Raw genomic sequence first — 17,084 nt, 5'->3', positions numbered from 1 at the left:
CGCGGCCGCAACGCCTGCCCGCCGGAGCTTTCCGGGCCCGGTCCGAACGGCCGCTGATGACGGATACGGGCTCGGACGACCGGACGGACGACGGAGCGGCAGACGGCTCGGACGACGGCGCAGCCGACCGCTCCGGCCGCGGCGCCACCAGCCGGCTGCTGCTCCTGCTCACCGCGGTCGCCGTCCTCGTCGCGCTGCTCGGACTCGCGGTGGTGTGGGCGCTCGCCTACGGACCGCTGGCGTAGCCGCCGCCGACTACTCCATCCGGTCGTCCACCGCGTCGCCGTCGCCTGCGTCGTCGTCGCCGTCGCCTGCGTCGTCGTCGCTGTCGCCCCACGTCACGCCCTCCTGGGCGTCGGCGCGCATCCGGCGGAGCGCCGCGGCCGACTGGCTGGCGTCGTAGCCGAACAGCACGTCGCCGGCGTACGCGCCGGCGACTTCGGCGGCTTTCACGAGCGCGTCGACGTCGACGTCGACCGCGTACAGCTCGACGGAGAAGTCGGCGTCGAGGCCGGCGAGCCGGCTCTCGAACCCTTTCGCGATGGTTTCGAGCCAGTACGTCGTCCCGTAGTTCGTGTCGTACAGCGGCACCACGAACTCGTCGACGTGCGGCGCGAGCCGCTCCAGGTCGAGGCCGGCCCGCTCGAGCAGGTGGCCCGGGTACGGGTCCGGGTACATCGTCAGGTAGGTGCGGCCCGGGACGCGGTCGGCGGCGTCCGCGACGAACTCGGTGATGACGTCCGCGCGCCACGTCTCCCAGTCGTCGGCGTCGCTGTCGGCGTACAGCGCCTCACAGCGGTCACAGCGGCAGTACCCCTGCCGCGGGAAGCCGACGTCGTCGAGCCGCAGGTCGGGGTTCACGTCGACGCAGTCCTCCACGATTTCGAGGAGGCCGCGCCGGTACTCCTCGTGGGTCGGGCAGATGTACGCCCAGTCGAAGTACTGCCGGTCGCGGGTCGCCGGCTCGCCGTCGGCGTTCACCGGCACCAGCTCCGGGTTCGACTCCGCGGCCGCGTTGTCGCCGAAACACGACACCATGCTGACGGCGTCCTCCAGCGGCTCTGCGGACCGCCCGGTCACGTCTTTCACCTCGTAGAAGCCGCGGTCGAACTCCGGCCACCCCACCTCCTCGGCGTTCCGCGTCACCACGCCGTACTCGGTCATTACGCGCCGCTAGGCGAGAAACAGGGGTAAGTCGTTCGGAACGGGCGATGCGGCGGCGGGCCGTGCGGCGGCCGGGATTCGGCGGCCGGCGTTCGGTGTCCGGCGCTCGGCGGCAGGCGCGGCGTCAGTCCTCCACGTCGACTTCCACCGGCTCCGAGTCGGAGGTGAGCACGACGTACAGCAGCACGATGATGCCGAACAGGACGATGAGCTTCGATTTCCCTGACATGGACAGGGGTTGTGTCGGACGGCACTAATCGTTTCCGGGCGCAGACGGAGACGAAACGAAGACGAAACGGAGACGACGTGAGACCGGGCGGCCGGCGAGCCGGCCGGTGAATCGGTCGGCGACCCTGGCGGCTCGGCGCCGCGTCGTCAGTCGACGGCGAGGTGGTCACCGATTCCCTCGTGGATGATTTCCGAGCAGAACTCACAGCGGACGCCGTCGGCGACGACGCGGAACCGGGAGGCGACGGGCTCGTCGGCGTTCGTGATGCAGTTGTGGTTCGGGCAGGTAAGCAGCCCGACGACGCGTTCGGGGCGCTCGACGCGCTTTTTGTCGACGACGTCGAACTCGCGGACGATGTTGACGGTGGCCTCGGGCGCGAGCAGCGAGATGATGTCGACTTCGCCCTGGCTGAGTTCGCGGTCCTCCACCTTCACGATGTCCTTGGTGCCGAGCCGGTCGGACGGGACGTTCATCCCGATGGAGACGCCGTGGCCCTCGCTGCCGTCGATGCCGAGCACCGCGAGGACGTTCAGCGCCTGCCCGGCGGTGACGTGGTCGATGACGGTGCCGTTGCGAATCTTGGAGACGCGGAGTTCGCGGTCGGTCATCGCGCACCTCCGTCGTCGCCGAGCAGTTCGTCGAGCAGCGCCATCCTGACCGGGACGCCGTTGTGCGCCTGCTCGAAGTACGTCGCGTACTCGGTCTCGTCGACGTCCGGCGCGATCTCGTCGACGCGGGGCAGCGGATGCATCACGGTGAGGTCGTCGCGGGCCGCCTCCAGCGTCTCCGCGTCGATCTGGTACCGGCCGGCGACCTTCCGGTACTCGTTCTCGTCCGGGAACCGTTCGCGCTGGATGCGCGTCACGTACAGCACGTCCAGTTCGCCGAGCACGTCGTCGAGGTCGGTGTGTTCGCGGAGCCGCGCGCCCGCCTCGTGGAGGTCGAACTGGACGCTGCGCGGCAGCCGGAGCGACTCGGGGCTGATGAAGTGCATCCGGACGTCGAAGTTCGTGAGCGCCTCGGCGAGCGAGTGCACCGTCCGGCCGTACTTCAGGTCGCCCATGATGCCGACCGTGAGGTCGTCGAGCCCGGCGTTCTCCCGCATCGTGTACAGGTCGAGCAGGGTCTGGGTCGGGTGCTGGCCGGCGCCGTCGCCGGCGTTCACGACCGGGACGTCGACGAACTCCGCGGCGAGCTTCGCGGCGCCCTCGCTGGGGTGACGCAGCACAATGCCGTCGGCGTACCCCTCGATGACGCGGACGGTGTCCGCGAGCGACTCGCCCTTCTTCACCGACGACGACTCCACGGTGCCCATGTCGACGGTGTCGCCGCCGAGCCGCTTCATCGCCGTGTCGAACGACATCTTGGTCCGCGTGCTCGGCTCGAAAAAGCAGAGCGCGAGCAGCCGGTCGGCGTGCCGCTCGCCGAGGCCGCCCGGGGCGGCCGCGATGTCCGCGGCGCGGTCCAGGACGGCTTCGATGTCCGCGCGGGTGAGTTGGCCCGCCGAGAGGAGGTGGTCGTGACGCATTAGGTGTGTGAGCGTCGGCCCGACCCTTCAATCGCTCGGGTGCGGAACCGCAGCAGACGCCGCCGCAGTCGTGCGGTTTTGCACGGCCGTGCTGGTTCGGCGCGGCGCCGGCTTCGAGATTCGAAGCGGCGCGGCGGCGGCTCAACACACCGGCTTCACGTCGACGCCGAGCCCGTCGAGCGCGTCGGCGTAGTCGTCGTACGCGACCTGAATCGTGTACTCGGCGACCATGCGGGCGCGCTCCCAGTCGTCGGCGTCACAGTGCGCGTCGAGGAACGACAGTCCGCGCTCCAGCTCCTCGTCGGTCTCCGCCCGCAAATCCCGGAACAGGTCGGCGCGCGCCTCGTCGCTCTCGTTGACGAAAAACGAGACGAGCTGGAGGTGGGTGCGTCCGGTGACCAGCGCCCGCGCGACGCAGCCGGCGGCGACCCGCTCGACGGCGTCGTCGCGGCCCCGGAGGTAGCTGTGCATCGTGCCGCCGTCGGCGGGGTCGTACGCGTCGGCGTCGTCCGAGTCGTCCCCGGCGGCGTCACTCGACCCATTCTGGAGTGCGGCGAGCGAGTCGAGGACGCGGTCGAGGTGGTCGGCCTCCCGGTCGCGGACCCACGCGAACAGTTCGCGGGCGTCCGGGTCGTCCTCGTCGTCGGCCCACGCGGCGAACGTCGTGTGGGCGGCGTTCTCGGAGTCGGCTGCGGCGCGCAGCACCGACTCCGCGTTGAGGTCGGCGTCGGTGAGCGCGAGCAGCAGCTTGTTCGAGCCGAGCCGGTCCAGCTCCGTCGACTTCGCCTCCTCCAGCTCCTCACGGAAGCGCGCGGCGTCCATGGGCGTCGGTGCGGCCGGCGGCGGCGTCAACGTTTCCCTGCCGCGGCCCAACGTCCGGACATGGCGCACATCGACGCGGCCGACCTGCTGCCGAACGAGCACCTCAGAGACCGCGTCGCCGCCGGCGACGTGACCCAGCTCCACCGCGGCCACCGGTACGCCGACGAGGGCGACACGTTCGACGTCGACGGCGAGCGGTTCGAGGTCGTCGACGTCACCCGCCGGACGCTCGGCGACCTCACCGACGAGGACGCGCGGGCCGAAGGCTCCGCGGACCTCGACGCGTACAGAGAGCGGCTGGCCCGCGTCCACGACGACTTCGAGTGGGACGACGACTCGCCGGTCGTCCGGCACGTCTTCGAGCGGCGGGAGTGAGATGACCGGACCAGACGGCGACGACGCCGCGGATGCATCAGCGGCCGACGCCGACGCTGACGCTGCTGCCGATACTGACGCTGATGCCGACGCCGATACTGACGCCGACGCGGCCGACTCGATTACGCCCGCCGCGCTCGCTCGCCGGCTCCGCCGCGGCGACGCGGTCTCCGTGCTGGACGTCCGCGACCGCGACGAGTTCGAGGCGTGGCACGTCGACGGCCGCACCGTCACGGCGGCGCAGGTGCCGCACGTCCGGTTCCTCGCCGCGAGGGCGACCGGCGACCCGGCGGACCTGGTGCCGGACGACCTGACGGAGCCGGTCGTCGTGGTGTGCGGCCGCGGCGAGGCGAGCGCGGAGGTCGCCGCGATGCTCGTCGACGCCGGCGTCGACGCCGTGAACCTCGCCGGCGGTATGGACCGCTGGGCGGAGACGTACCTCTCGGCGGAACTCGACGCCCCCGGCGACGCGACCGTGTTGCAGTACCAGCGGCCGTCGTCGGGCTGTCTGGGCTACCTCGTCGTCGCCGGCGACGAGGCGGCGGTGGTCGACCCGCTCCGGGCGTTCGCGGACCGCTACGTCGCCGACGCCGCCGACCGCGGTGCGACGCTCCGGTACGCCGTCGACACGCACGTCCACGCCGACCACGTCAGCGGCGTCCGCGCGGTCCGCGACGCCAGCGGCGCCGAGGCGGTGCTTCCGGCGGGCGCCGACGACCGCGGCCTCTCGTTCGACGCGGCGCTCGTCCGCGACGGCGACGTCCTCCGGGTCGGTGACGCGGCGCTGACCGCGGTCCACGCGCCGGGCCACACCAGCGAACTCACCGCGTTCAGGCTCGCCGAGTTCCACGACGACGCCGAACCGGGCGGCGGCGACGGCGTGCTGTTCACGGCCGACGCGCTGTTCCTGCGGAGCGTCGGCCGCCCCGACCTCGAAGCCGGCGACGACGCGGCCCGGGAGTACGCCGAAACCGCGTACGACACGCTCCACGACCGACTCCTCGCGTTCCCCGACGAGACGACCGTGGCTCCCGGTCACTTCGCGGACCCGGCCGACGCCCGCGCCGTCGGCGACGAGCGGGTGTACGCGGCGCCGCTCGGCGAACTCAGAGCCGCGGACATCTTCGGGCTGGACCGCGAGGCGTTCGTCGACCGCGTCGTCGACACGCTGCCGCCGCGGCCCGCGAACTACGAGCGCATCGTCGCGACCAACCTCGGCGTCGAGGAGCTGAGCGACGAGGCGGCGTTCGAGGCGGAACTCGGCCCGAACAACTGCGCCGTCTCCACCGACTGACGGCCGCTGCGTACCGCCGGCCGCGGCGCGCTGACACCCGCAGGGGAATCGTCACGCCTGCTCGAACCGCATCGTGACGCGGACCCCGGACGGGTCGCGGTTCTCGAACTCGACGTCGCCGCCCGAGAGCTCCAGCACCCAGTAAATCACCCACAGCCCGAGCCCCGTGAGGTGCTGCAGCGGGAGCTCCTCCGACTGCGCCAGCACGTCGAGTTCCGCCTCCGGAATCGACGAGCCGTCGTCGACGACGTGCAGCAGCGTCTCGTCGCCCGCCTCCTCGATGGAGACGGAGACGTTCAGCCCCTCCGTCGCGTTGTGTTCGGCGGCGTTCTGCAGCGCCTCCCGAATCGCGACGTACCCCGACTCGTGCGACTGCACCAGCGCCTCCTCGGGGAGCGACGTCGTCACGACGACGTCCGGGTGGGCGTCGCGGAACCGGCTGACCTCCTGGCGCGTCACCGCGGCGAGGTCCACCGGGAGCACCTCCGTGGTCTTCCAGAGGTCGGACAGCAGCTGGCTCTTCTCGGAGAGCTGGTACACCCGGTCGACGTGGTCGGTCATCGTCTCCAGCCGCTCGGCGAGTTCGGGGTCGTCGGTCGACTCGGCGGCGTCGTTCCCGATGCCGCTGAGGATGGTGACCTCGTTCCGGATGTTGTGCCGGAGGACGCGCTGGAGGATGGCGAGCCGCTTCGTCATCAGCGCCTGCGCCTCCTGTTCGCGGCGCAGTTCCTCGAGGACGAAGCCGACGACCGCGCCGCCGCTCACGCCGAGGCTCCACCCGATCATCAGCACGAACCACCCCTCGGAAATCGGCTCCCCGGTGAGCAGCCGGCCGAGCAGGTAGACGCCGGAGAGCCCGCCGATTACGGCGCCGGCGCCGAGGCTCGCTGCGAGGATTCGCCAGACGCTCGGCCGGCCGAACCCGCCGGCGTCGACGCGGTAGCCGACGTAGAACACGGCCGCGGCGAACACGAGCAGGATGGACACCTCGACGAGTTCGTACGCGAGGACGTCGCCGTCGACGGCGACGTGGCCGGCGGCGAGCAGGAGGATGCACGCGCCGAGCAGCGGCACGAGCAGCCGGGTCGTCGGGAGGCCGGTCCGGCTCATTCTCGGACAGTTGCCCGGCTCGACAGTAATAAGTGCGGGCTGCAGAACCCCGGTTCCGCGATTGCGGACTCAGCGAACGGACGGCTCGGCTCCGCCGGGCGGCTCGGATTCCGAGGGCCGTCAGTCGTCGTCCGCGGCGGCGCCGTCGGCGCCGTCCATCGCGGCCGCGTCGCCCTCGATGCTCGGCGGGTACTCCCCGCGGTCGAGTTTCAGGTCGGACTGCGGCCGCGCCATGCAGGTGAGCGCGTACTCCTCCGCCTCCTCCTCGGTGAGCCCGCGGGCGACGGCGGCCTGCTGGGCCACGTCGCCCTCCTCGATTTTCGCGGTGCAGGCGAAGCACATCCCGACGCGGCAGGAGTACTCCTGCGCGATGCCGGCGTCGATGCAGGCGCTGAGGATTGTCTGCTTGTCGGACATCTCCAGCGTCTCGCCGGTGCCGACGAACTCGACAGTGTACTCGGTCATGTCTCGAACGGTCTCGCGAAGCCGGCTAAAGCCTTGTTATGTGCCGTGTTATCCGCGACGACAGGCGGCGTAGCGGGGCGGTGACGCGGGATTCCGGGCGAACCAGCGCCGGAGAACTGCGTCGAATCCCCGCCTCGCTGGCCGGTGAATCCGGGAGTTCGGTTAGACGCTGGTCGTCGCGACGTAGCTGACGACCAGCAAGACGACGTTGTACGTCGCGTGGACGGCGATCGGAACCGCGAGGTTGTCGGTTCGTTCGTACAGCGACCCGAAGACGGCGCCGACGACCGCGATCATGAGCGCGCCGGCGACGATCGGCAGCGCCCTGCCGGAGTAGTTGGCGAGGTGCATGGAGCCGAACAGGAGGCTCGACCCGGCCACGGCCGGAACCGGTCCGAAGTGCTGGCGGAGCCGCCCCTGAATCACGCCGCGGAACACGAACTCTTCGACCGGCGCGACGAGGACGACCGACAGCGCCGCGAGCCCGAGGAGGTACGTCGGGTTCGTCGTCGCCGTGTCGCCGATGACCGACCCCGGGAGGAGGTCGAGCGCGACGAGGAGCGCGGAGAGGCCGACTGCGACCACGAGCGCCAGCACCACCCCGCCCAGGACGTAGCCGCTCTCGGGAAGCGTCGGAACCGACAGCGGGACGCGCAGGTCGCGGCGCCTGCAGTACCAGTAGCCGAGCGCGAACATGGCGAGCTGGCTCACCGCTGTCGCTCCGACCAGCACGGGCGTCGTCTGAATCCCGTAGCCGAGCGCGACCAGCGGAACGATGAACGCGATGCCCGCGACGGTCGCGACGACGAACACGAGCACGGTCAGCACGACCACCTCGAGAACGGACCTGTTGGCCGACCCGCCGGCCGAACCGTTTCGCATATCCATGCTTACAGTTCTCCGAACACCTAGAAAAACTATCCGGTGATTCCCGGCGATTCACGGCGATTCTCTGCGACTCCCTACGATTCCGGGCCGGCGAGGTCCACCTCGCTCTCACTCCCCGCGGAGTTCGAACTTCTGGACCTTGCCGGTGGTGGTGCGCGGCAGTTCGTCGACGAACTCCACCTCGCGCGGGTGTTTGTACTCGGCGAGTCGCTGCAGGCAGAACTCGCGGATGTCGTCGGCGGTGACGGCCGCACCGGGCGCCTTGACGACGTACGCTTTCACCGTCTCGCCGCGGCGGTCGTCCGGGACGCCGACGACCGCGGCGTCGGCGACGGCGTCGTGTTCGAACAACAGCTCCTCGACCTCCCGCGGGTAGACGTTGTAGCCCGCGGTGTTGATCATGTGCTTCTCGCGGTCGACGACGTAGTAGAAGCCGTCCTCGTCGTGGTAGCCGATGTCGCCGGTGTGGAACCAGCGCTTCCCTCCCGCCTCCGTGAACGCCGCCTCCGTGGCTTCGGGGCGGTTGTGGTAGCCCCGCATCACGTTCGGGCCGGCGACGACCAGTTCGCCGGTGATGTCGTCGAGGTCGACGTCGGACTCGTCGACCGGGCCGGCTTCGACCGGGTCGACGTCGTCGAAGTCGTCGGTGACGACGCGGGCGTCGACGCCGGGGAGCGTCCGGCCGATGGAGCCGACGCGCCGCCCCTCGCTGGCGCTGTTGAAGTGCGTCACCGGGCTGGTCTCGGTGAGCCCGTACCCCTCGTAGATTTCGGCGTCGAACAGTGACTCGAACTGCCGGAGCACCTCGGTCGGGATGCCGGCGCCGCCGACGCCGCACATCCGCAGCGACGACAGGTCGCGGTCGTCGGCGTCGGGCTGAGACACCATGTCGTTGTACATCGCGGGGACGCCGTGGAGCATCGTCAGCGACTCGGATTCGACGAGGTCGAACGCCTCCTGGGCGTCCCACGCCGGCAGCGGGTAGTAGGCGGCGCCGGCGAACAGCGTCGCGTTCATCACGACGGTCATCCCGTAGATGTGGAACAGCGGCAGCACGCCGAGCTGCTTGTCGTCCGGACGGACGCCGTCGACCGGGAGCGACTGGGACATCTCGGCGTTCGACCGGAGGTTCTCGTGGGTGAGCAGCACCCCCTTCGGCTGCCCGGTGGTGCCGGAGGTGTACGGCTGGCACGCGAGGTCGTCGTCGCCGCGGGCGACCGTGTCGAAGCCTGGCGTCCCGCAGAACTCCTCGAACGTCACCGACTCCACGTCGTCGGCGTCACCGCCGACCGTCACGACGCGTTCGACGTCGGTGTCGTCGCGGACGGCGTCGACGAACGGCGCGAGGTCCGCGAGGCAGACCACGACGGACGCGCCGGAGTCCGACAGCAGGTGCTCGATTTCGCGGGTCTTGTACTGCGGATTCATCGGGACGACGACGCCGCCGGCGCGCAGCGTCCCGTGGAACCCGACGACGAACTGTGGGAGGTTCGGGAGGTAGAGCCCGACGCGGTCGCCCGGTTCGACGCCGGCTTCGGCGAGCGCGGACGCGAACGCGCCGGTCTTCCCCCACAGGTCGCTGTACGGAATCTCGTCGCCGTGGAACCCGACGGCGGTCCTGTCGCCGTGGTCGTCGACCGCCGCCGCGACGTTTTCTACCAGATTAACCATGACAGATACCTGGGACGGGCGTCGCTAAAGTCTTTCCCGGCGGCCGAAGTCGGCGGAGTCATATCCGGCGAGTCGTTACGCCCGACGATGAGCGACTCGCGCGACCGCGTCGGCGGCGGAGACGTCGACCGAGGCGGGGACGACCACGGAGGCAGCGACGGACGCGGACGGCGACGGTTCCTCGGAGCGGTCGGCGCCGTCGGCGCCGCGGCGGTCGCGGGCTGTCTGGGCGGCACCGGCTCCGGCGACAGCGGCCCGTACGGCGGCTGGGTCGCCGACGCGAACGGCTTCGACGGCGTCGTCGACCGCACCGGCGCCGACGAGGTGACGGTGAAGGTCGGCGCCGGAGACGGCTTCGCGTTCGCGCCCGCCGCGGTGAAAGTGTCGCCCGGAACCACGGTCGTCTGGGAGTGGACCGGGCGAGGGAACCGCCACAACGTCGTCGAGAAAGGCAACGGCTACCGGAGCGACCTGCACGCCGAGAAGGGCACGACGTTCACGCACACGTTCGAGTCTGCGGGCGTCTCCAAGTACTACTGCTCGCCGCACCGCAACCTCGGCATGAAAGGCGTCGTCGACGTCGTCGACGAGTAGCGCGTCGCGCCCGCCGCCGGAGACGGCTCAGTTCTGCTCTCCCGCGACGACGTCGTCGAACGCGCCGCCGGCCAGCCCCGGCCCGTCGGGGACCGCGATTCGGCCGTGTTCCACCGGCGCGGGGTCGGCGGCGACGTCCGACGCCAGCATGCCGCCGGTAGCTAGCCCGTGTGCGAACCCGGCGTCGAGGCAGCCGTCGAGCGCCGCGGCGAGGTGGACGGCGCCGGTCCGCGCGACGGCCGCGTCGACGGTCGTCGTCACGACGGCGTCGACGCCGCGGCCGTCGAGGTGCCGCGCGAGCGACGCGGTCGCTCCGAGCCCGCCCTGCGCCATCGGCTTCAACACGGCGACGTCGGCGTACTCGCCGAGCGGCTCCGGCCACGCACCTCCGGCGTTCACGGTCTCGTCGACGGCGACGTCGACGCCGCGGCCGCGGAGCGCGGCGAGCGCGTCGTGGTCGCCGGCCGGCACCGGCTGTTCGACGTACTCGAAATCGAGGTCCGCGAGCGCGTCGACGGCGCGCTCGGCCTGCTCACGGCTCCACGCGCCGTTCGCGTCCGCCCGGAGCGCCACGTCGTCGCCGACGGCGTCCCGGACGGCCCGGAGCCGCTCGACGTCCGCGTCGACCGCGCGGGCGCCGACTTTGCACTTCAGGCAGCCGTGGCCGGCGTCGACGGCCGACTCCGCCGCCGCGACCGTCTCCGCGACGGCGCCGTCGCCGACGGTGGCGTTCACCGGGACGGACTCGGCCGGGTCGCCGTCGAGCGCCGCGCGCGACGCGACGGTAGCGGCGAGCGGGACGCCGCCCCGTTTCGCCGCGGCGTCCGCGTCCGCGAGCGTGACCGCGTGGCGTGCGGCCGGCGGGAGCGCGTCGAGGTCGACGTCGTCGCCGCGGCCGACCGCGTCCCGGACCGCCGCGAGCGCGTCGCGGCACTCGCCGAACGGCTCGGTCCACGGCGGCAGCGGCGCCGCCTCGCCGACGCCCGAGACTGCACCGCCGCCCGCTTCGCCGGCGTTCGCCGGTCCGTCCGCCTCGGTTTCGTCGGCGACGAGCGAGACCACGGCGACGCGCCGGGACGACAGCTCGCCGGTCGCCGTGCCGAGCGGCGACCGGAGCGGCAGGGAGAACTCGCGGACCCGGAACGCGGCCGGCGCCGTCATCTCACACCGCCAGCCCGACGGCGAACAGCGCCGAGAACGCCGCCAGCAGTTTCCCGGCGCGCTCCAGCGCCGGGTTCAGCGCTTCGCCCGACGTCTCGGTCAGCACCGTCCGTGTGACGAGCGCGGCGTACGGCGCCGTCGCGAGCGGGAGCAGCACGGCCGCGTCGCCGGTGACCGCGGCGAAGCCGACCGGGACCGCGTACGCGAGCAGCGCGAGCAGCACGAACTGCGCCCGCGAGAACGTGTAGCCGAACCGGACGGCGAGCGTCCGCTTCCCGGTGGTCGCGTCCTCCTCGCGGTCGCGGACGTTGTTGACGACGAGGATGTTCGTCGACAGCGCGGCGACCGCGAGCGAGGCGGCGACCGCGGCCAGCGGCACCAGTTCCGGGCGCGGGACGACCGTCAGGAATCCGACGCCGAGTTCGGCGGCCGCCTGCACGTAGTACGTCCCGGTGACGGCGACGACGCCGAAGAACAGGAAGACGAACACGTCGCCGAGGCCGTGGTAGCCGAGCGGGTACGGGCCGCCGGTGTACGCGACGCCGGCCGCCACCGACAGCAGCCCGATGACCAGAATCGGGAGGCCGCCGACCGCGACGAGGTAGACGCCGACGAGAATCGCGGCGGCGAACGTCAGCCACATCGCCCGCTTCACCGCCGACGGCGCGATGAGTCCGCCGGCCGTCACCCGCGTGAACCCCTCGCGGTCGGCTGTGTCGGCGCCCTGCACCGCGTCGTAGTAGTCGTTCGCGAAGTTCGTCCCGATCTGGATGAGGACGGCGCCGAGCAGCGCCACCAGCGCCGGCAGCAGCGCGAACACGTCGTTCCGGAGCGCCAGTCCGGTGCCGACGAGAACGGGCGACACCGCCGCCGGCATCGTCTGCGGGCGCGCCGCCAGCACCCACGCCTTCGCGCGAGACGGCTCCTCGGTTGCTGCGCTCATTTGTCGGCTGTCCGCGTCGCTGACTCGTAAAACGATTGGAGTCCGGCCGTCGCGGAGGCGGCGGTCACCACGAGAGCCCGGTCAGCGACTCGCTCAGCGCCCAGAGGTCCTCGCGAACCGCGTCGTCGCGGGCGACGTCGGACGGCTCGGCCGGCTCGCAGTCGACGAAGTAGCCGCCGCCGGGGTGGATGGCGGCCTGCCGCTGGGAGGCGGCGAGCCACGTCGGGGTCGCGGCGGCCTCCGCGGCGGTGTCGACGACGCCCGGCGTGAGCACGTTCGGGAGCGCGGCGAGCGCACCGACGGCGACGCGGACCGGCAGCGACGCCTCCCGCCAGAGTCCGCTGCCGGGGACGAACCCCGGGTGGCACGACGCGACCGCGGGGCCGTCGAGCCGCTCGGCGGCCGCGTCCGCGAACAGGACGTTCGCGAGCTTCGACCGGCAGTACGCCGCGAAGCCGTCGTAGCCGTCGACGGACCGGACGTCGAACGAGCCGTCGGCGCGCCGGTGGAGCCGCGACGCGACGACGACCACGCGGCCGTCGTCGGCGACGACGTCGCGTAGCCGGCGGGTGAGCCGGAACGGCGCGAGGTGATTCACGGCGAACGTCCGCTCGGCGCGGTCGGCGCCGCAGTCGACCAGCCGGCCGTCGCTGAAGTGCGCGCCGGCGGCGTTCACCAGCAGGTCCACCGTCGGCGTGTGCGCCCGGACCGCGTCCGCGAACCCGTCGACGGCGACCGGGTCCGCGAAGTCGGCGGAGAGAAACGCGGCGTCCGCGCCGACGTCCTCCGCCGCGGCGACCACCCGCTCGCCGGCGGCCGCGACGCGTCCGTGGACGACCAGGTCCGCGCCGAGCCGGGCGAGCGCGAGCGCCGTTTCGCGGCCGATACCGGACGTCGCGCCGGTCACGACCGCCGTCCGGCCGGAGAGATTCACGTCGGCGACGCCGGCGAGCGACTCGGGGTTCCGTGACACGGCTCCCCCGTTCGCCCCCCGGTGACAAAGCCGCTACGCCGCGCAGGCAGCGCCGAGCGGGAAATGTCGTCCCGGCCGGGTCGGCGAGCACCCGGGAAGCGAACCGCCCTTACCGCCTCGCCACGTCCGGGGGAGTATGCGAGGCGAACACGACGTCGTCGTGCTCCGGTACGGCCACCGGCCGGGCCGCGACGACCGGATGACGACGCACGTCGGCCTGACGGCGCGGGCGCTCGGCGCCGACCGCGTCGTCCTCCCCGACAACGCCGGGCAGTCCGCAGAGACGATACGGGACATCACCGACCGCTTCGGCGGGCCGTTCGACGTCGAACTGCGCGGCGACCAGCGCGCGTTCACGAAGCGCTGGGACGGCGCCGTCGCCCACCTCACGATGTACGGCGAGCGGGTGCAGGACGTCGAAGCCGACGTCCGCGCGGCCCACGCGGACGAGCCGCTGCTCGTCGTCGTCGGCGGCGAGAAGGTCCCGTTCGACTTCTACGAACTCGCCGACTTCAACGTCGGCGTCACGAACCAGCCGCACTCGGAGGTCGCCGGCCTCGCGGTGTTCCTCGACCGCCTGTTCGACGGCGCCGAACTCGACCGCGACTGGACGGACGCCTCCCGGCGGGTCGTCCCGCAGGAGACCGGCAAGCGCGTCGTCGAACCGGACGGCGACCGCGACGAGGAGTAGCGGCCGCGTCGCTGCCCAGGGGGAAGGCGTCGTTGCCGAGCGGGATGCGTCGCCGCCGACGTGTCGGGTCACCGAGAACCGCGGGACGTCCGTTCGGTCAGGCCGGGCCGGTCAGTGGTCGTCCTCGCGCCACTTGTGGCCGCACTCGGTGCAGGTGAAAAAGCGCGTCTCGGACTCGTCGGCGGACCGGATCTGCTTCATCTCGTAGCGCACCGTCTGCACCTCGTCGCACTCGGGGCACTTCTGTTCGACCGTCGGCCCGACCTCCGACTCGTCGACGTCGGACATATCGACGACCGTCTCGCTCTCTTGGCCCTGCGTCGTCGTCATCGCCGCCTCCGTCGCCTCGTCGCGCAGCTCCTCGTGGCCGCAGGCGTCACACACCCACTTGTCGCCCTCGGTTTTCATCATCGAACCGCACTCGTCGCAGAAGTTCATACCGGTGCACTCGGCGGTCGTCGTACTTAAGCGACTGGGTCTTTCACCGGCGCAGTTCGCGGCGCTCGCAGGGCTGAACGGTTCCGTGCGCCGCGCCGACGCCGCGTCGGTGTTGCGACGGCACCGACGGGGCGCAGCCCGGTTCGAACGGGACGCGGCCCGGCACCCATGGTCGCTGCCCTGGCGGGCGCCGCGCTCGGGCGCTACTCGAAGTCGGGGTCGCGTTTCTCGACGAACGCTTCCATCCCCTCGCGCTGGTCGTGCGTCCCGAACAGCCCGGAGAACACGCGCTGCTCGTACGTGAGTCCGGCGTCGAGCGGCTGCTCGTGGGCGGCGTTGACGGCTTCCTTCGCGGCCTGCATCGCGAACGCGGGCTGTGCGGCGAGGTCAGACGTGAGTTCGTCGACGCGGTCGTCGAGCTGGTCGTGCGCCACCACCTCGCCGACGAGGCCGTACTCGTGGGCGTCCGTCGCGTCGATGCGTTCGCCGAAGAAGATGAGTCGGCGCGCAACCTCGTCGTTCACGAGCCGCGGGAGCCGCTGCGTCCCGCCCCACCCGGGGACGATGCCGAGGTCGATTTCGGTCTGGCCGAGCACCGCGTCCTCCACGGCGATGCGGAGGTCGCACGCCAGCGCGAGTTCGCAGCCGCCGCCGAACGCGTAGCCGTTGATGGCGGCGATCGTCGGCGCCGGGAACGTCTCCAGCGACCGGGCGATGCCGTGGCCGAGTTCGGCGTACGCCTGCGCCTCCGGCGTCGACAGGTCCTTCATGTGGCTGATGTCCGCACCGGCGACGAACGCGTCGTCGCCGGCGCCGGTCAACACCAGCGCGCGGACGTCGGCGTCGGCCGCCTCGTCCAGCGCCTCGTCCAGCGCTTCGAGCGCCTCCACGTTCAGCGAGTTCAGCGCGTCCGGGCGGTTCACCGTGACGGTCGCGACCGCGTCTTCGACGTCGAGCAGAATCGTGTCCGAATCCGGCATGCACGGGACGTGGACGCCGCGCGCCCTAACTGTTCCCCCCGGACGGCGCTCACGTCGCCCGCGCAGTCGACGCGCGTCAGAGCGACGCGGCCGCGGCGACTGGATAGCGAACTGACTAGTCCGAACCGGGAGGCCCATATACTCCGCGGCGGAAGCGGCGGGCAATGAGCCTCACCGACGAGGAGCTGGAGCGGCTCGCCGACGTCGTCCGGCTCCAGCCGACGAAGAACTCCGAGCTGCAAGAGCGGTGGGGGCTGGAGAGCGGGAGCGACGTCCACCAGTACCTCGAAAACCACCTGAGCGACTTCTACTACCGCGACGACAACAGCCTCATCCGCGCGACCGGCGAGGCCGCCGAACTCACCGGCGTCGAACCCGGCGTCGAAGACGTCGGCGAGGAGGGCGGCGTCCCGGACCGCATCCGCGTCCCGGAGCTGCAAAAGCAGGTGTTCGACGTGGTCGCCGGCCCGGACGAGCGCTCCGAGTCCGTCGTCTCGGTGCTCCACAAACTCCGTGACGTCTACGACGTCGACCCCGACGTCGACGACGTCCGCAGCGCCCTGCAGAGCCTCCGCCGGAAGGGCGTCGTCGACGTCGAGTACCGCACCGTCCCGACGTTCCGGCTCGCCGTCGCCCGCGACGAGGTCGCCGTCGAACTGACGGAGTAGTCGCCGCGTCGCCGCCGCTACTCCTCCGCGGACGCGCCGTCTCGACCCGCAGCTGCGCCGTCTCGTTCCCGATCGCGCCGCCGCTCCAGCAGCGCCTTGATTCCCTTCCCGGGGCCGCCTTCGACCGGCCAGCCGCCGGTGCGCCACTGCGGCGGCTCCGGCGAGAACTCCTCACAGCTGCCGGCGCACTCCGCGGCCGTCGGGTGCCGCCCCTTCGCGGCGCAGTACGGGACGAGCGCGCGGCCCTCCCGCCGGAGTTCGAAGTGCCGGCAGTCCGGCCGCATCGTGTCGTGGAACGACCGCCACCCGGAGCCGTACGCGCGTTCGGCGAGCTCGAGCCGCTTCGGAACCGTCGGGTCGGCGCCCGAGTCCCCGACGGGCGCCATGCCGCCGGGCCGCGGGTCGTCGTCGCCGCCGAGCCGCGTCGGGTGCCAGAGCACCTCCGCGGCGTCGACGTCGACGCCGGCGGAGAAATCGAACTCCAGGACGCCGACCTCGACCGGCATGTCCTCGAGCAGCGCCGGAGAGACGCTGTCGCCGGTCGCCGCGGTGGCGACCCAGACCTCGTCGGCGAGGCCGCCGTCGACGTCGTGGCGGAGCTGGTCGGCGAGCGCCGCCGCCGCGGAGGCGTCGAGATCCGGCTTGTTCTCCACGACGACGAACCGGTCCACCCAGTCGGGGTACTCACTGACGCGACGGAACTCGATTCGGCCGCGGTCGTCGCGGCGCTTCTCGACGAGGTCGCGGCCGGCGGCGCGGTGGACGGCGGCGCGGACGTACCGCCACGGGAATCCGGGGTCGGCGATGGCGTCGCGGTACCACGTGAACTCGGCGGGCGCGGCGCGGACGACGCGCAGCATGTCGCGGTCGAGGCCGCGGTCGCCGAAGCGCCGCCGCCGCGCGAACGCCTCGGGGTCGACCTCCAGAATCACGGTGTCCCAGCGTCGCTCGCGGGTGCCGAGCTGGCGGGCGACCACGACCGGGCGGGGGCCGTCGTCGGGGTGCCACGCCAGTTCGGCCCAGCGGCTCACCAGCAGTTCGAAGGAGAACTCGCTGTCGCCGGCGCCTCGAAACACGGCCGGAGGTGCGC

20 protein-coding genes are annotated in these 17,084 nt (G+C 72.0%); 6 read left to right on the top strand and 14 right to left on the bottom strand.

All coding sequences use genetic code 11. The features are described 5' to 3' along the window. The first annotated feature begins 56 nt into the window (after window positions 1-56). Window positions 57-245: a hypothetical protein gene (locus ACQUS7_RS12180; RefSeq protein ID WP_435125088.1), complete on the top strand. Its 189-nt coding sequence runs from the start codon at window positions 57-59 to the stop codon at window positions 243-245. A gap of 10 nt (window positions 246-255) precedes the next feature. On the opposite strand, the gene ACQUS7_RS12175 is transcribed toward ACQUS7_RS12180, so the two are convergent. From ACQUS7_RS12175 to ACQUS7_RS12160, 4 genes are all read right to left on the bottom strand, one after another. Further along, window positions 256-1,164, bottom strand: coding sequence for a hypothetical protein (locus tag ACQUS7_RS12175; protein WP_435147344.1), 909 nt, complete (start codon window positions 1,162-1,164; stop codon window positions 256-258). Window positions 1,165-1,539: 375 nt separating this feature from the next. Continuing rightward, the gene (gene pyrI, locus ACQUS7_RS12170; RefSeq protein WP_435125093.1) at window positions 1,540-2,001 is read right to left on the bottom strand and encodes an aspartate carbamoyltransferase regulatory subunit; all 462 of its coding nucleotides are present in this window, start codon (window positions 1,999-2,001) and stop codon (window positions 1,540-1,542) included. Next, window positions 1,998-2,921: an aspartate carbamoyltransferase gene (gene pyrB, locus ACQUS7_RS12165; protein ID WP_435125095.1), complete on the bottom strand. Its 924-nt coding sequence runs from the start codon at window positions 2,919-2,921 to the stop codon at window positions 1,998-2,000. The genes pyrI and pyrB overlap by 4 nt, the downstream gene beginning before the upstream one ends. 141 nt (window positions 2,922-3,062) lie before the next feature. Continuing rightward, window positions 3,063-3,743, bottom strand: a complete 681-nt coding sequence (locus ACQUS7_RS12160) for a rubrerythrin family protein (protein WP_435125098.1) — start codon at window positions 3,741-3,743, stop codon at window positions 3,063-3,065. A gap of 60 nt (window positions 3,744-3,803) precedes the next feature. On the opposite strand from ACQUS7_RS12160, the gene ACQUS7_RS12155 reads away from it, so the two are divergent. Next, complete coding sequence (locus ACQUS7_RS12155) at window positions 3,804-4,118, top strand: ASCH domain-containing protein (RefSeq protein ID WP_435147341.1); 315 nt, start codon at window positions 3,804-3,806, stop codon at window positions 4,116-4,118. A gap of 1 nt (window position 4,119) precedes the next feature. Further along, on the top strand, window positions 4,120-5,412 hold the full coding sequence (locus ACQUS7_RS12150; protein ID WP_435147339.1) for an MBL fold metallo-hydrolase: 1,293 nt from the start codon (window positions 4,120-4,122) through the stop codon (window positions 5,410-5,412). Between the two features lie 51 nt (window positions 5,413-5,463). Here ACQUS7_RS12150 and ACQUS7_RS12145 read toward each other — a convergent pair whose 3' ends face one another. From ACQUS7_RS12145 to ACQUS7_RS12130, 4 genes are all read right to left on the bottom strand, one after another. Further along, a complete protein-coding gene (locus ACQUS7_RS12145) occupies window positions 5,464-6,522 on the bottom strand; it encodes an ATP-binding protein (protein ID WP_435147337.1) in 1,059 nt (352 codons plus the stop codon). A gap of 120 nt (window positions 6,523-6,642) precedes the next feature. Continuing rightward, window positions 6,643-6,987, bottom strand: coding sequence for a 2Fe-2S iron-sulfur cluster-binding protein (locus ACQUS7_RS12140; protein WP_435125110.1), 345 nt, complete (start codon window positions 6,985-6,987; stop codon window positions 6,643-6,645). Between the two features lie 162 nt (window positions 6,988-7,149). Further along, window positions 7,150-7,869 carry a CPBP family intramembrane glutamic endopeptidase gene (locus tag ACQUS7_RS12135; RefSeq protein WP_435147334.1) on the bottom strand — a complete coding sequence of 240 codons (720 nt, stop codon included), beginning with the start codon at window positions 7,867-7,869 and terminating at the stop codon, window positions 7,150-7,152. A gap of 114 nt (window positions 7,870-7,983) precedes the next feature. Continuing rightward, complete coding sequence (locus ACQUS7_RS12130; RefSeq protein WP_435147332.1) at window positions 7,984-9,546, bottom strand: long-chain-fatty-acid--CoA ligase; 1,563 nt, start codon at window positions 9,544-9,546, stop codon at window positions 7,984-7,986. A gap of 87 nt (window positions 9,547-9,633) precedes the next feature. Here ACQUS7_RS12130 and ACQUS7_RS12125 point away from each other — a divergent pair, with 87 nt between their 5' ends. Further along, window positions 9,634-10,140 carry a halocyanin domain-containing protein gene (locus ACQUS7_RS12125; protein ID WP_435147330.1) on the top strand — a complete coding sequence of 169 codons (507 nt, stop codon included), beginning with the start codon at window positions 9,634-9,636 and terminating at the stop codon, window positions 10,138-10,140. Between the two features lie 27 nt (window positions 10,141-10,167). On the opposite strand, the gene ACQUS7_RS12120 is transcribed toward ACQUS7_RS12125, so the two are convergent. The 3 genes from ACQUS7_RS12120 to ACQUS7_RS12110 all read right to left on the bottom strand — a co-directional run bounded on the left by ACQUS7_RS12120 (window position 10,168) and on the right by ACQUS7_RS12110 (window position 13,217). Next, a complete protein-coding gene (locus ACQUS7_RS12120) occupies window positions 10,168-11,301 on the bottom strand; it encodes a mandelate racemase/muconate lactonizing enzyme family protein (RefSeq protein WP_435147328.1) in 1,134 nt (377 codons plus the stop codon). Between the two features lies 1 nt (window position 11,302). After that, window positions 11,303-12,244: a 1,4-dihydroxy-2-naphthoate polyprenyltransferase gene (locus ACQUS7_RS12115; RefSeq protein ID WP_435125121.1), complete on the bottom strand. Its 942-nt coding sequence runs from the start codon at window positions 12,242-12,244 to the stop codon at window positions 11,303-11,305. A 64-nt stretch (window positions 12,245-12,308) separates the two neighbouring features. After that, a complete protein-coding gene (locus tag ACQUS7_RS12110) occupies window positions 12,309-13,217 on the bottom strand; it encodes an SDR family NAD(P)-dependent oxidoreductase (protein WP_435147326.1) in 909 nt (302 codons plus the stop codon). A 136-nt stretch (window positions 13,218-13,353) separates the two neighbouring features. Between ACQUS7_RS12110 and ACQUS7_RS12105 the strand changes: the two genes are divergently transcribed. Further along, on the top strand, window positions 13,354-13,908 hold the full coding sequence (locus tag ACQUS7_RS12105; protein ID WP_435125127.1) for a tRNA (cytidine(56)-2'-O)-methyltransferase: 555 nt from the start codon (window positions 13,354-13,356) through the stop codon (window positions 13,906-13,908). Window positions 13,909-14,019: 111 nt separating this feature from the next. Here the strand turns inward: ACQUS7_RS12105 and ACQUS7_RS12100 are convergent, their stop codons facing one another. Next, window positions 14,020-14,346: a transcription factor S gene (locus ACQUS7_RS12100; protein WP_435125129.1), complete on the bottom strand. Its 327-nt coding sequence runs from the start codon at window positions 14,344-14,346 to the stop codon at window positions 14,020-14,022. Between the two features lie 203 nt (window positions 14,347-14,549). Then, window positions 14,550-15,326, bottom strand: coding sequence for an enoyl-CoA hydratase/isomerase family protein (locus ACQUS7_RS12095; protein WP_435147323.1), 777 nt, complete (start codon window positions 15,324-15,326; stop codon window positions 14,550-14,552). A gap of 164 nt (window positions 15,327-15,490) precedes the next feature. Between ACQUS7_RS12095 and ACQUS7_RS12090 the strand changes: the two genes are divergently transcribed. Beyond that, window positions 15,491-15,994: a DUF5797 family protein gene (locus tag ACQUS7_RS12090; protein ID WP_435125134.1), complete on the top strand. Its 504-nt coding sequence runs from the start codon at window positions 15,491-15,493 to the stop codon at window positions 15,992-15,994. A gap of 17 nt (window positions 15,995-16,011) precedes the next feature. Here ACQUS7_RS12090 and ACQUS7_RS12085 read toward each other — a convergent pair whose 3' ends face one another. Beyond that, complete coding sequence (locus tag ACQUS7_RS12085; protein WP_435147321.1) at window positions 16,012-17,070, bottom strand: DUF5787 family protein; 1,059 nt, start codon at window positions 17,068-17,070, stop codon at window positions 16,012-16,014. Window positions 17,071-17,084 lie beyond the last annotated feature (14 nt).

Origin of the sequence: Halobaculum sp. P14, assembly GCF_051195155.1 — an archaeon.
GTDB lineage: Archaea > Halobacteriota > Halobacteria > Halobacteriales > Haloferacaceae > JBNTKA01.
This window is presented reverse-complemented; position numbering and strand designations above follow the sequence as displayed.